11 protein-coding genes are annotated in these 13,284 nt (G+C 61.0%); 8 read left to right on the top strand and 3 right to left on the bottom strand.

Going from position 1 to position 13,284, the window contains the following annotated elements; all coding sequences use genetic code 11:
* The first annotated feature begins 55 nt into the window (after positions 1 to 55).
* The 7 genes from cpdA (at position 56) to AC1Q6D_RS22370 (ending at position 8,281) form a co-directional block, all read left to right on the top strand.
* Positions 56 to 871 carry a 3',5'-cyclic-AMP phosphodiesterase gene (gene cpdA / locus AC1Q6D_RS22400; protein WP_103403344.1) on the top strand — a complete coding sequence of 272 codons (816 nt, stop codon included), beginning with the start codon at positions 56 to 58 and terminating at the stop codon, positions 869 to 871.
* A 180-nt stretch (positions 872 to 1,051) separates the two neighbouring features.
* Positions 1,052 to 1,660, top strand: a complete 609-nt coding sequence (locus AC1Q6D_RS22395) for a YqiA/YcfP family alpha/beta fold hydrolase (RefSeq protein WP_047536647.1) — start codon at positions 1,052 to 1,054, stop codon at positions 1,658 to 1,660.
* A 41-nt stretch (positions 1,661 to 1,701) separates the two neighbouring features.
* Entirely contained in the window at positions 1,702 to 3,606 is a 1,905-nt protein-coding gene (gene parE, locus AC1Q6D_RS22390; RefSeq protein WP_047536650.1) for a DNA topoisomerase IV subunit B, read from the top strand.
* Positions 3,606 to 4,595 carry an esterase-like activity of phytase family protein gene (locus AC1Q6D_RS22385; RefSeq protein WP_103403343.1) on the top strand — a complete coding sequence of 330 codons (990 nt, stop codon included), beginning with the start codon at positions 3,606 to 3,608 and terminating at the stop codon, positions 4,593 to 4,595. Before parE ends, AC1Q6D_RS22385 begins: the two co-directional genes overlap by 1 nt.
* On the top strand, positions 4,592 to 5,113 hold the full coding sequence (locus AC1Q6D_RS22380; protein ID WP_047536656.1) for a retropepsin-like aspartic protease family protein: 522 nt from the start codon (positions 4,592 to 4,594) through the stop codon (positions 5,111 to 5,113). The genes AC1Q6D_RS22385 and AC1Q6D_RS22380 overlap by 4 nt, the downstream gene beginning before the upstream one ends.
* 10 nt (positions 5,114 to 5,123) lie before the next feature.
* The gene (gene parC, locus AC1Q6D_RS22375; protein WP_047536659.1) at positions 5,124 to 7,391 is read left to right on the top strand and encodes a DNA topoisomerase IV subunit A; all 2,268 of its coding nucleotides are present in this window, start codon (positions 5,124 to 5,126) and stop codon (positions 7,389 to 7,391) included.
* A gap of 176 nt (positions 7,392 to 7,567) precedes the next feature.
* A complete protein-coding gene (locus AC1Q6D_RS22370) occupies positions 7,568 to 8,281 on the top strand; it encodes a PqiC family protein (RefSeq protein WP_103403342.1) in 714 nt (237 codons plus the stop codon).
* Positions 8,282 to 8,553: 272 nt separating this feature from the next.
* Here AC1Q6D_RS22370 and AC1Q6D_RS22365 read toward each other — a convergent pair whose 3' ends face one another.
* Positions 8,554 to 10,074: an AhpA/YtjB family protein gene (locus AC1Q6D_RS22365; protein WP_103403341.1), complete on the bottom strand. Its 1,521-nt coding sequence runs from the start codon at positions 10,072 to 10,074 to the stop codon at positions 8,554 to 8,556.
* 135 nt (positions 10,075 to 10,209) lie between these two features.
* On the opposite strand from AC1Q6D_RS22365, the gene serB reads away from it, so the two are divergent.
* Entirely contained in the window at positions 10,210 to 11,424 is a 1,215-nt protein-coding gene (gene serB / locus AC1Q6D_RS22360; protein ID WP_103403340.1) for a phosphoserine phosphatase SerB, read from the top strand.
* A gap of 126 nt (positions 11,425 to 11,550) precedes the next feature.
* On the opposite strand, the gene asd is transcribed toward serB, so the two are convergent.
* Positions 11,551 to 12,411 carry an archaetidylserine decarboxylase gene (asd, locus tag AC1Q6D_RS22355; RefSeq protein WP_103403339.1) on the bottom strand — a complete coding sequence of 287 codons (861 nt, stop codon included), beginning with the start codon at positions 12,409 to 12,411 and terminating at the stop codon, positions 11,551 to 11,553.
* A gap of 18 nt (positions 12,412 to 12,429) precedes the next feature.
* Positions 12,430 to 13,245: a rhodanese-like domain-containing protein gene (locus AC1Q6D_RS22350; RefSeq protein WP_103403338.1), complete on the bottom strand. Its 816-nt coding sequence runs from the start codon at positions 13,243 to 13,245 to the stop codon at positions 12,430 to 12,432.
* Positions 13,246 to 13,284: the final 39 nt, after the last annotated feature.

Genomic DNA, 13,284 nt, shown 5'->3' with positions numbered 1-13,284 from the left:
CCCAGCATAATTGCGCCATTCATCCATTCCCGTGATCACGCCCTGGGAGAACACCTTGCCGAGCGTATCCACATTGAGTGCCGCCGATCCGGCGTTGCTGGTGCAGATTTCCGACAGCCATCTGTTCGCCGAGGCGGATGGCACGCTGCTGGGCATGAATACCTGCGACAGCCTACAAAGAGTCATCGAGCTGGTACGCCAGCAACAGCCGCAGATCGACCTGATCCTGGCCACGGGTGATCTGTCGCAGGATGGCACGCTGGAGTCTTACCAGCGGTTTCGCGACCTGACCGGGCAACTCGGTGCGCCAGCCCGCTGGATTCCCGGAAACCACGACGAGCCGTTGATCATGGCCGAGGCGGCGGTGCAGAGCGCGTTGCTGGAATCGGTGGTCGACATCGGTAACTGGCGGGTCACGCTGCTTGATTCGGCCGTGCCGGGCTCGGTGCCGGGGTATTTGCAGGACGAACAGTTGCAGTTGCTGGCGTGCTCGTTGAGTGAAGCACCGGAGCGTCATCACCTGGTGTGCTTCCACCACCATCCAGTGTCGATCGATTGTGCCTGGATGGAGCCGATCGGGCTGCGTAATCCCGAGGCGTTGTTTGCTGTGCTGGATCGCTTTCCACAGGTGCGCGCCGTGCTGTGGGGGCATGTGCATCAGGAAATCGATCAATGGCGTAACGGGGTGCGTTTGATCGCTTCGCCGTCGACCTGCATTCAGTTCGAGCCGCGCAGTGAGGATTTCAAGGTCGGAGAGCAGGCGCCGGGGTATCGCTGGCTGCGGCTGTTGCCCGATGGCCAGCTCGAAACCGGGGTGGAGCGCGTCACCGGTTTCGACTTCCAGATCGATTACAGCTCCAACGGCTATTAGTCATTCCCCACGATTGCATTGCGGCCTTCGCGAGCAGGGCTTCGTGAACGGTGCAGATCCATTGTGGGAGCGAGCTCGCTCGCGAAGGCGTCCGCCCGGGCGACCCGATTTCACGGGTATCCCCGATTCCCCCGGCACCCTGTAAACTGCGCCTCTTTATCCGACGCACAGGGAGTTCAAATGTCCGGCTCGATCCTTTATATCCACGGGTTCAACAGCGCGCCTGCGTCGAAAAAGGCCACTCAGTTGAGCGAAGTGATGGAGCGTCTGGGCTTGAGCGATCGATTGCGCGTGCCGGCCTTGCATCACCATCCCCGTGAAGCCATCGGTCAGCTGGAGCAAGCGATTGAGGCGCTCGGACGGCCACTGCTGGTCGGCAGCTCACTCGGCGGCTACTATGCGACTCACTTGGCCGAACGCCATGGCCTCAAAGCCCTGTTGATCAACCCTGCCGTCAGTCCGCACCGGATGTTCGACGGGTTTCTGGGGACGCAGAAAAACCTGTATACCGATGAGACCTGGGAACTGACCCACGACCATGTGACGGCCCTGGCCGAGCTGGAAGTGCCGGCACCGCAGGATCCGCAGCGCTATCAGGTGTGGTTGCAGACCGGCGACGAAACGCTGGACTATCGCCTCGCCCAGCAGTATTACCGGGCTTGTGCCTTGCGTATTCAGGCCGGCGGCGACCATGGTTACCAAGGGTTTGCCGAGCAACTTCCAGCCATGCTGAGCTTTGCCGGCATAGGCGCAGATTTGTATCAGGCGATTGATTTCAGCGCACTGTGAATCGTTGCCCCTTTTTATTGAATCACTGACGACGAGACCCTATGGCCACTCCCAGCGCTAGCTCTTATAACGCAGACGCCATCGAAGTCCTCTCGGGCCTCGACCCGGTGCGCAAGCGCCCCGGCATGTACACCGACACCACTCGGCCAAACCACCTCGCCCAGGAAGTCATCGACAACAGCGTCGACGAAGCCTTGGCCGGGCATGCCAAATCGGTGCAGGTCATCCTGCACGCCGATCACTCGCTGGAAGTCAGTGATGACGGTCGCGGCATGCCAGTGGACATTCACCCGGAAGAAGGCGTTTCCGGCGTCGAGCTGATCCTCACCAAACTCCATGCGGGCGGCAAGTTTTCCAACAAGAACTACCAGTTCTCCGGCGGTCTGCACGGGGTCGGTATTTCGGTGGTCAACGCCTTGTCGACCGAAGTCCGGGTCCGCGTAAAGCGTGACGGCAACGAATACCAGATGACCTTCGCCGACGGTTACAAGAAAACCGAGCTGGAAGTGATCGGCACCGTTGGCAAGCGCAACACCGGCACCAGCGTGTTCTTCGCCCCGGACCCGAAATACTTCGATTCACCGAAATTTTCCATCAGTCGCCTCAAGCACGTGCTCAAGGCCAAGGCCGTCCTGTGCCCGGGGCTGCTGGTCAGTTTTGAAGACAAGGCCAGCGGCGAGAAAGTCGAATGGCATTACGAAGATGGCTTGCGCTCCTATCTGGTCGACGCGGTCAGCGAGTTCGAACGCCTGCCGGACGAGCCGTTCTGCGGCAGCCTGGCCGGTAACAAAGAGGCCGTGGACTGGGCGTTGCTGTGGCTGCCGGAAGGTGGCGACGCGGTGCAGGAAAGCTACGTCAACCTGATCCCGACCGCCCAGGGCGGTACCCACGTCAACGGCCTGCGTCAGGGCCTGCTCGACGCCATGCGCGAGTTCTGTGAATTCCGCAGCCTGTTGCCGCGCGGCGTGAAGCTGGCGCCGGAAGACGTCTGGGAACGCATTGCGTTCGTGCTGTCGATGAAGATGCAAGAGCCGCAATTCTCCGGTCAGACCAAGGAGCGTCTGTCGTCCCGTGAAGCGGCGGCGTTCGTTTCCGGTGTGGTCAAGGACGCGTTCAGCCTGTGGCTCAACGCCAACCCGGAAACCGGCATGCTCCTGGCGGAACTGGCGATCAACAACGCCGGCCGCCGCCTGAAGGCCAGCAAGAAAGTCGAGCGCAAGCGCATCACCCAGGGGCCGGCCCTGCCGGGCAAGCTCGCCGACTGCGCCGGGCAGGACCCGATGCGTTCCGAGCTGTTCCTGGTGGAAGGTGATTCCGCCGGCGGTTCGGCCAAGCAGGCGCGGGACAAAGAGTTCCAGGCGATCCTGCCGTTGCGCGGCAAGATCCTCAACACCTGGGAAGTGGACGGCAGCGAAGTACTCGCCAGCCAGGAAGTGCACAACATTGCCGTGGCCATCGGCGTCGACCCTGGCGCGGCGGACATGAGCCAACTGCGCTACGGCAAGATCTGCATCCTCGCCGACGCCGACTCCGACGGTCTGCACATCGCGACCCTGCTCTGTGCATTGTTCGTCCAGCACTTCCGTGCGCTGGTCGATGCCGGCCACGTCTATGTCGCCATGCCGCCGCTGTACCGGATCGACCTGGGCAAAGAGATTTACTACGCCCTGGACGAAGCCGAGCGCGATGGCATTCTCGATCGCCTGGTGGCGGAGAAGAAACGTGGCAAGCCGCAGGTCACCCGATTCAAAGGCCTGGGTGAAATGAACCCGCCGCAGCTGCGCGAAACCACCATGGATCCGAACACCCGGCGCCTGGTGCAACTGACGCTGGATGATTTCGAAGCGACGTCGGAAATGATGGACATGCTGCTGGCGAAAAAGCGCGCCGGCGACCGCAAGACCTGGCTGGAATCCAAAGGCAACCTGGCCGAGGTTCTGGGCTGATGCGTCTGGGCTTTGCCCTGGCGTGTGCATTGCTGCTGACCTCGATCACGGTGTCTGCCGAGCCGGCACCGTCGTTGCGTCTGGTGTCCGAGCATGCCATCGAAGGCATGCGCGGGGGCAACCTGTCCGGGCTGGCCCTGTGCGGCAAGGACTTGTGGGCGGTCTCCGATCGCGACGACTATCAGATCTACCGGCTCGATACCCAGGCTGGCGTCTGGCACGCGCAAGCCGTGGGCATCGGTGTTCCGCCGGTGCCTGACAGCGGTTTGCCCTGGGGATTGCGTTCGCGGACCTGGGCGGCGTCGTTCGTGCGTGGCGGTGATCTGGATTTCGAAGGCATCACCTGCGACAGCGCCGGCAATCGCTACCTCGTCAGCGAAGGCCATGCGGCCGTCCTGCAAGTGCCGCCAACGGGTCCAGCGTCCTGGCTGAAAATCTCGCCGATGATGGTGCGCGAAGCGCGGGCCAGCGGCATGCTGTTGCAATTCAATGCATTGTTCGAAGGGTTGGCGATCAATTCGACCGGGGACCAGTTGTGGCTCGCCGCCGAGCGCCAAAGCCGCGGATTGGTACTCATCAAGCGCAAGCAGACCGTGTGGGATTGCGACGGTGGCTGTGTGCTGTTGAGCGAATCGGGCATGGAAATGCAGCCGCCGCAGTTTCCCAAGGCCAAGGCGGTTTCACGGGATTTTTCCGATCTGTCATTGTTCAACGGCAAGCTGTTTACCCTGGAGCGCAATGCCTATCAGATCTGTCGCCGGGACCCGCAAACGGCCAAAGTGGAGCGCTGCTGGTCTTATGCTGACGAGTTGTTGCAGGAAAAGCGTCGTTATCCACAGAACTATGGCCTCGAAGAGGCATTGATCGTGGACGCAGACGGTGCGTGGATCGGTGTCGACAACAATTTCGGTGCCCGCGCCGATGGCGAGTTACGGCCGATCGTCTGGCGCTTTGCCGCGCCTGAAGGTGGCTGGAGTGCCAAGCCATGAGTCAGCAACCACCGGGCAAGCGCGCCGGCCGGGTATTGATGGTGCTGGCCTGGTGCGCCGCGCTGTTTCTGGCGACGCGTTTTTTTGGCCAGTGGGAAGAGCGCCAGCAAAACCCGAATGTGGCGGTGAGCTCGGAGCAGGGCGAAGGTTTTATCGAAGTGAAACTGGTCAGCAATGGCCAAGGGCATTTCGTCGCCAGCGGCCATATCAACGGTCAGCCGGTGGATTTCATGCTCGATACCGGGGCGACCGACGTGTCGATCCCGGCCAGCCTGGCCGAGCGGCTGAAGCTGGAGAAAGGCTTCGGGGTGACCCTGAGCACGGCCAACGGTTTGAGCGAGGGGTATCGAACCCGCATCGACCGGCTGCAACTGGGCGACATCGTGTTGCGTGATGTACGCGCACTGGTCGCGCCAGGCCTGCATGGCGATCAAGTGCTGCTCGGCATGAGCGCACTGAACAAACTTGAATTTACCCAGCGCGGTGGCACCATGCTGCTGCGCCAGACAACGAATTGATGAGGCCCGCATGAGCGATATCCTTGCAGACAGCTTGGACGGCGTAGAACGCCGTTCGCTGGCTGACTTCACCGAAAATGCCTACCTCAACTACTCCATGTACGTGATCATGGACCGTGCCTTGCCGCATATCGGCGATGGCCTGAAACCGGTCCAGCGGCGCATCATCTACGCCATGAGCGAGTTGGGGCTGGACGCCGACTCCAAGCACAAGAAGTCGGCGCGTACCGTCGGTGACGTGCTCGGTAAATTCCACCCCCACGGCGACTCGGCTTGCTACGAAGCCATGGTCCTGATGGCTCAGCCGTTCAGCTATCGCTACACGCTGGTGGACGGTCAAGGTAACTGGGGTGCGCCGGACGATCCCAAATCCTTCGCCGCCATGCGTTACACCGAGGCACGGCTATCGCGTTACTCCGAAGTGCTGCTCAGCGAACTGGGCCAGGGCACTGCGGACTGGGGGCCGAACTTCGACGGTACCCTCGACGAGCCGCTGGTGTTGCCGGCACGTTTGCCGAACATCCTGCTCAACGGCACCACCGGTATTGCCGTGGGCATGGCCACCGACGTCCCGCCGCACAACTTGCGCGAAGTCGCCAGCGCCTGCGTGCGTTTGCTCGATGAGCCCAAGGCCACGGTCGAACAGCTCTGCGAACACATTCAGGGCCCGGATTATCCGACCGAAGCGGAAATCATCACACCGCGCGCCGATCTGCTGAAAATCTACGAAACCGGTCGCGGTTCCGTGCGCATGCGCGCCGTGTACCACGTCGAAGACGGCGACATCATCGTCACCGCGCTGCCGCATCAGGTTTCCGGCGCCAAGGTGCTGGAACAGATCGCCGCGATGATGCAGGCCAAGCCGTCCAAGGCCCCGCAGATTGCCGACCTGCGCGACGAGTCCGACCACGAGAACCCATGCCGGATCGTGATCATTCCGGGCGCACGCAAAAACTTTGACCACGATGCATTGATGCAACACCTGTTCGCCAGCACCGAGCTGGAGTCGAGCTACCGGGTCAACATCAACATCATCGGGCTGGACGGCAAGCCGCAACTGAAAAACCTGCGGGCCCTGCTGGTCGAATGGCTGGAGTTCCGGGTGCAGACCGTTCGTCGTCGCCTGCAATTCCGCCTCGACAAGGTCGAGCGTCGCCTGCACCTGTTGGACGGTTTGCTGATTGCCTACCTCAACCTGGATGAAGTGATTCATATCATCCGTACCGAGGAGCATCCGAAAGCGGCACTGATCGAGCGCTTTGCCCTGAGCGAAATCCAGGCCGACTACATCCTCGACACCCGTTTGCGTCAGTTGGCGCGACTGGAAGAGATGAAGTTGCGTGCCGAGCAGGATGAACTGCTCAAGGAACAAGCCAAGCTGCAAGCCTTGCTGAGCAGTGAAGCCAAGCTGAAAAAGCTGGTGCGCACCGAGTTGATCAAAGACGCCGAAACCTACGGCGACGACCGTCGCTCGCCAATCGTCGAGCGCGCCGAAGCCAAGGCCCTGACCGAGCACGATCTGCTGCCGAACGAGAAAGTCACCGTCGTGCTGTCGGAAAAAGGCTGGGTTCGTTCCGCCAAAGGGCACGAAATCGACGCCACTGGGCTTTCCTACAAGGCCGGGGATGGCTTCAAAGCCCTGGCGGCGGGGCGCTCCAACCAGTTTGCGGTGTTTATAGACTCCACGGGTCGCAGCTATTCGGTGGCGGCGCACACCTTGCCATCGGCCCGTGGACAGGGCGAGCCGCTGACCGGCCGTCTGACGCCACCGCCGGGGGCCAGTTTTGAATGCGTGCTGATGCCCGAGGACGACGCGCTGTACGTCATTGCTTCCGACGCCGGTTACGGTTTCGTGGTCAAGGGTGAAGACCTGCAGGCCAAGAACAAGGCCGGCAAGGCGCTGTTGAGCCTGCCGAACAACGCCAAGGTGATCCTGCCGCGTCCGGTGGCTGATCGTGAGCAGAACTGGCTGGCTTCGGTGACCACCGAGGGTCGCCTGCTGATCTTCAAAATCAGCGATCTGCCACAATTAGGTAAGGGCAAAGGCAATAAGATCATCGGTATTTCCGGTGAGCGAGTGGCCAGTCGTGAAGAGTATGTGACGGACATCGCCGTTTTACCGGAGGGCGCCACCTTGGTGCTGCAGGCCGGAAAACGCACCTTGTCACTGAAAGCGGACGACCTGGAGCACTACAAAGGTGAGCGTGGGCGCCGTGGTAACAAATTGCCACGTGGCTTCCAGAGGGTAGATGCGCTGCTCGTCGAAAACCTCAATTAGGCGTGTTAGAGGCTCCGATCTACGATTTAACCCGTAGATCGGCGCTTTCGCGCTGGAGTCGGAACGCATATTCACGGATGATATGGCCTTTCAAGCGCCGGCGTGGCCGAGCGTTCTTCATATTTATTGAGTATTTTCACTGTGGTCAGCCTTGTGGCGATCACCTGGATGGGACGATGACTGCTCTGCGCCTTCCTTTTATCTTGATGCTCGCTGGGGTTCTTGGCCTGGCGGGTTGCAGCGTTCACCAGCCGGTGTCGTTGTACCAACTGGACAGCGGAAGTCCGGTTCAGCCTGCGCAAAGCGCGGGCATGGCGGTTTTGTTGGGTCCGGTGACCGTCGCTGACTACCTGCAACGCGAAACCCTTTTGCAGCGTCAGCCCGATGGCAGCCTGCAAGCTTCGCTCGATGGCCGCTGGGCCGGTAGCTTGTCTTCCGATATCGACCAGTTGTTACTGCGTCAGGTCTCCGGCCATCTGGACAGCCAGCGTGTCGTCCTGGCACCCGCCAATGCAGGTTTCACGCCGGATGTTCAGGTGTTGTTGACCATTACCCGTCTGGATTCGGGTCAGTCGCAACCGGCGATCCTCGATGCGCAATGGCGCCTGATCGACCGCCGTGGTCAGGTGCGCGATAACCGCATCATTCATCTGCAGGAACAGCATGCCGGTAGTACCGCGGCCCAGGTCCAGGCTCAGGGTGTGTTGCTGCAGCGACTGGCGGAACAGTTGTCTGTCGCGCTCAAGCCGTTGGCCAACCAGCCACCGATTGCCGAAGCGCCAAAAAAACCGGCGGCCAAGCCTGCGGCACCGGCGGCAGAACAGGATAAGCAGCCGAAGATCCCGATGGCTGCGCCGATTCGGACAGATATGGAAGTGTTCCGTTTCTAAGTCTGGATCGAGTCAAACCAAAGCCCGCCTTGTGCGGGCTTTGTTGTTTCTGCTGATTGGAGGCTTCCAGTGCGGCTGATGGCCCCATCACTGGCAAGCCAGCTCCCACAAGGGTAACTGTTGAACGCAGATTGTGTGTACGACATCAACCACTGTGGGAGCTGGCTTGCCAGCGATAGCGACTGTACAGGCAATAAAAAACCCGCAGACGAGTGATCATCTGCGGGCTTCATATGTAAGGCTGAAAGATCGCAGCCTTCGGCAGCTACGGCTTACGCCCGGCGCTCATGCATCCGTGCCAGCTGCCGTTCGAGCATCGATGGATAAGGCTCCATCAAACGCTCCACACAGCAAGCCCCTTCAGGGCTGGCAATCGGGCGGATCCGCGCGCGCTGGCGGATCAGCGCGTCGTCGCCGATCTTGCGCTCGACCAGCAGCAGATTGCGGCTGTGTTGCGACAAGGCCAGGGCATCCTGGGCGGTGTCGGTCAGCAGCAGGTCGATCTGGCTCAGGCCGAACAGGTCGTCTCCCAGGGTCAGGCCCAGTTGCAATTGCAGGGTGATGCCGCTGTCGGCGACTTCGATCTGCAACTGATGGCCCAGCGCCCGCAGCAACTCACCGCAGCAAATGGCATTGGTCAGGTAATCGTCGCCACTGTCTTCGCTATGGAACAGCATGAGCGTGCTGCCGTCGTTCAGAGTGTGCAGTTCGCTCTGATAGAGCGAGGCGGCCTGGTCGAGGCAGTCACGGTAGCGCTCGAGCAGTTCTTCCAGGCGTGTGCGAGGCAGGCGACGCAGTTGCTCCTGAGAGCCCAGTTGTACCGCCAGTACGGCGCTGTGCTGCGGCACGTTCGAAACGACAGGTCGAGCGGCCGGACTCGGCGCGTTGACTGTCGAATCATCGAGCAAATCGGCGAAGGCCTCTTCGTCATCGTCATCGTCTTCGACGGTGCTGATGGCACGCCGTGGTGCAGCTTTCATCGCCGCCATCGGACGGCTTTCGTCAAAGCTTGGGTCGCGCAGGTTGCGTACTTCGAAACCCGGCTCTGCATCGTCGATGTCGTCGAATTCCGGCTCTGGCACGGGCTCCGGCTCGGCAGGTTCCGGTGCGAAGTTGGCGTGCAACTGGCGAGCCAGGTCACCAATTTCGTCCTGACGCTCGGTGGCCGGGGTGTATTCGTCGATATTGCGCAGCCACACCCGCAATTGCAGGAGCGGCGTGGAGATGTGCCGGCCCAGGCGCAGGCTCAAGGCCAGGGATAGGGCCAGCAGAATCGCGCTCAGGATGCCCATGCTTTGCAGGCTGATGGTCATCGGTTGCTGGAACTGATCCATGTCGAGGCTGATGCGCAGTTGACCGGCGGTCACGTCCTGGAAGGTGATCTTGCTCTGGTACATGCCCTCGGCTTCACCCAGCAGGCCATGCTTGGGACGCTGGCCGGCTTCGGCGAGGATGCGATTATCCACGCTATAGATAGCCGCGTGGGCCACCAGCTTGTTCTTGGTCAGGTTGTTGAGCAGTACGTTGAGGCTGAGGATGTCGTTGGACACCAGCAGCTCGGTGGCCGAGGTGGCCGTCTGCGTGGTCAGGCTTTCGCCCAGCGCATCCGCTTGTTCGTGCATGGCCTGCTTGAACTGCAAACCCATCACGCAGGCGTAGATGACCAGGGCCAGAGCGACCAGGATCACGTTATGGCTGGCGATGCGCAATGCAATCGGTACACGGCGGTGGCGCAGTGCCCGGAAGATCAGCAGGAAGAAGTTGTCGGTTTTTACTGGCGTGGGCCGGTTCACTTGAGCTCGGCTCTTTTATCTGTGAAGTTGACGCGCAGTATAGCGACAGGGTCTAGACCGGCAAAGCGCTCACGGTGCCCGATGGTCACTGAAAGTGGGTAGAATGCGGTTTTTTTCCACCTGCGGGGGTGCGCCTTGCGCGAAATCGTCCTGATAAACATCACGGGAGTCGACCGTCCCGGTCTGACTGCGGCCATTACCGGCGTTCTGGCCCAGGGTGGTGTGAACATTCTCGACATCGGTCAGGCGGTGATCCACGACACCCTGTCGTTCGGCATCCTGGTTGAAATTCCTGGTACCGAGCAAGGCAAGTCGGTGCTCAAGGACATCCTGTTCAAGGGCTACGAGCTCGATCAACAGGTACGTTTCACGCCAGTGTCCGAAGAGGATTACCAGCAGTGGGTCGGCAACCAGGGCAAAAAACGCCACATCGTGACCTTGCTGACCCGCAAAGTGACGGCCGGGCAATTGCAGGCCGTGAGTTCCATCACTGCCAAATATGGCCTGAACATCGACCACATCGATCGGTTGTCAGGGCGCATGCCGCTGGATACGCCAGCGGATAAAGGCAAGGGCTGCATCGAGTTTTCCGTACGTGGCGAAGCGGCCGATCCGCAGGCGCTGCGTGCCGAATTCCTCAGCGTCGCCCAGGAGCTGAACGTCGACATCGCCTTCCAGGAAGACTCGCTGTTCCGTCGTAACCGTCGCCTGGCGGTGTTCGACATGGACTCGACCCTGATCGAAGCCGAAGTTATCGACGAACTGGCCAAGGCCGCCGGTGTAGGCGACAAAGTCTCGGAAATTACCGAACGGGCGATGGCGGGCGAGCTGGACTTCCGCGCCAGTTTCAAAGAGCGTCTGGCGTTGCTCAAAGGTCTGGATGTAGGCGTACTGGATTCCATCGGTGCGTCACTGCGCCTGACCGAAGGCGCTGAAACCCTGTTCGCCGAACTCAAGCGACTGGGTTACAAAACCGCCATTCTGTCGGGCGGGTTCACCTACTTCGCCAAGCAATTGCAGGCCAAGCTGGGTATTGACTACGTGTTCGCCAACGAGCTGGAAGTGGTGGATGGCAAGGTGACAGGCGTGGCGATCGAGCCGATTGTCGATGCGCAGCGCAAGGCTGATCTGCTCAAAGAGTTGGCGCACAAGGAAGGTTTGCGTCTGGAGCAGACCATTGCGGTCGGCGACGGCGCCAATGACTTGCCGATGCTGGCAATTGCCGGGTTGGGCGTGGCGTTTCGCGCCAAGCCGCTGGTTAAACAGTCGGCGAAGCAGGCAATTTCCACCCTGGGGCTCGATGGCGTGTTGTATCTGCTGGGCTTTCGCGATCGCGACGGACAACTGTAACGCCGCAAATCACCTGTAGGAGCGAGCCTGCTCGCGATGGACGTTAACGATGACGCGGGCATTCTGAATGTCCGCGGCGCCGTCACGTTTTTCGCGAGCAGGCTCGCTCCTACATGTGTGTCTCTATCAGGCTTTCGGTAAGCCCATTCCCTGGCCCATCTGCACCGGCGAACCTGCCGCCAGTTCTTCAGCCCACTTCACTTGATCCGGCCCGAACAGCACGATAGCGGTCGAACCCAGTTTGAAGCGGCCCAGTTCCGCACCCTTTTCCAGATGGATCGGCGCACGAGCGGCCTCGTCGTAACGGAAGGTTTTCAACTCGCGTTTCGGCGGCGCCACCAGCCCGGCCCACACGGTTTCGATCGATGCCACGATCATCGCGCCCACCAGCACGACGGCCATCGGCCCGCGTTCGGTGTCAAAGATGCACGCCACACGCTCGTTGCGGGCGAACAGTTCCGGCACGTTTTCGGCGGTGGTCTGATTCACCGAGAAAATCCGGCCCGGGATGTAGACCATTTCGCGCAGGGTGCCGGCCAGCGGCATGTGCACACGGTGGTAGTCCTTCGGCGACAGGTAAATGGTCGCGAAATCGCCACCCATGAACGGCGCGGCGTTCGCCGCATCGCCGCCCAGCAATTCCAGCACGCTGAAGCTGTGGCCCTTGGCCTGGAACACGCGGCCGTGTTCGATCGGACCGAGTTGGCTGACCGCGCCGTCGGCCGGGCTGAGGATCGCGCCCGGTGTCTGGTCCAGAGGACGCGCGCCGTCCTTCAGGGCGCGGGTGAAGAAGGCGTTGAAGTGCTCGTAGGCCGTCAGGTCTTCGACCAGCGCCTGGGACATGTCCACCTGATAACGTTTGGCGAACCACGCGGTGAATGCATTCTTGAACCAGCGCACGCGGCATTCGGCGATGCAGCCGGCCAGTCGCGAAAGCAAATGGTGGGGCAGCAGGTACTGGCTGAGGATAAACAGACGCTTATTCATTAACTGTCCTTAAAAACCTTAAATCTCTACAGGGGTATCGGGGTGGTTGCCCCATTCGCCCCAGGAGCCGGCGTAGCCTTTGACCCGCGGATAACCGAGGGACTTGGCCACCAGATAGGTGAAGCCAGAACGGTGGTGGGTCTGGCAGTGGGTAATCACTTCTTTGTCTTTGCTGATCCCGAGTCGTTCGAGGATCTGCGGCATGTCGGTGCGGATACGCAGGTTCCGGGCCTTGTCCATGCCGACGGTCCATTCGAAATTGACCGCGCCAGGAATGTGTCCGCCCTTGGCCGCCAGGACTTTCTCACCGGAGTACTCCAGCGGCCCGCGCGCGTCCCAGATCGCCAGGTCGGCGGCGCCGAGACGGCTTTGCAGGTATTCGCGGGTCGCAGTGGGTTCGTCGTGCAGGGTCAATGCAACCGGGCCACCCACAGGAGCGGGGACCTGGATCGACATGGGCAAGCCTTCTGCCAGCCAGGCCGTCAGGCCGCCGTCGACATAGTGATAGTTGCTGTGACCAATGACGTCCAGAAGCCAGATAAACCGCCCGGCCCAACCGCCGCCCTCGTCGTCATAAACCACGTAGACCGCATCGGGATTGTGCCCCAGCTCACCGAACAATGCTTCGAGTGCGGCTTGCGACGGCATCAGGCCTGGGGCGGGCGCCTGACCGAGCTGTGTGCGTTTCGGATCGACAAACCGCGCACCGGGAATATGCCCTTCGGTGTAGCGGGCGCTGCTGGTCAGGTCCACCAGAATCAGATCACGGGCATCGAGGCGAGGGAGCAAGTCGCTCGGTTCGATCACCAGCGGCAAGCCAGAGAAGTCAGACATGTGAGGTCTCCAGAGCACAAAAGGGAGGATTGTAGCGCA

This window comes from Pseudomonas sp. MT92 (genome assembly GCF_058792515.1).
Note: the sequence above shows the minus strand (reverse complement) of the source record. Positions and strands in the feature narration are given on the sequence as shown.

Coding starts and splice junctions, on each gene's coding strand:
- AC1Q6D_RS22395 (WP_047536647.1), top strand. CDS start 1,052: ATGTCCGGCTCGATCCTTTATATCCACGGGTTCAACAGCGCGCCTGCG.
- parE (WP_047536650.1), top strand. CDS start 1,702: ATGGCCACTCCCAGCGCTAGCTCTTATAACGCAGACGCCATCGAAGTC.
- AC1Q6D_RS22385 (WP_103403343.1), top strand. CDS start 3,606: ATGCGTCTGGGCTTTGCCCTGGCGTGTGCATTGCTGCTGACCTCGATC.
- AC1Q6D_RS22380 (WP_047536656.1), top strand. CDS start 4,592: ATGAGTCAGCAACCACCGGGCAAGCGCGCCGGCCGGGTATTGATGGTG.
- parC (WP_047536659.1), top strand. CDS start 5,124: ATGAGCGATATCCTTGCAGACAGCTTGGACGGCGTAGAACGCCGTTCG.
- AC1Q6D_RS22370 (WP_103403342.1), top strand. CDS start 7,568: ATGACTGCTCTGCGCCTTCCTTTTATCTTGATGCTCGCTGGGGTTCTT.
- asd (WP_103403339.1), bottom strand. CDS start 12,411: ATGAATAAGCGTCTGTTTATCCTCAGCCAGTACCTGCTGCCCCACCAT.
- AC1Q6D_RS22350 (WP_103403338.1), bottom strand. CDS start 13,245: ATGTCTGACTTCTCTGGCTTGCCGCTGGTGATCGAACCGAGCGACTTG.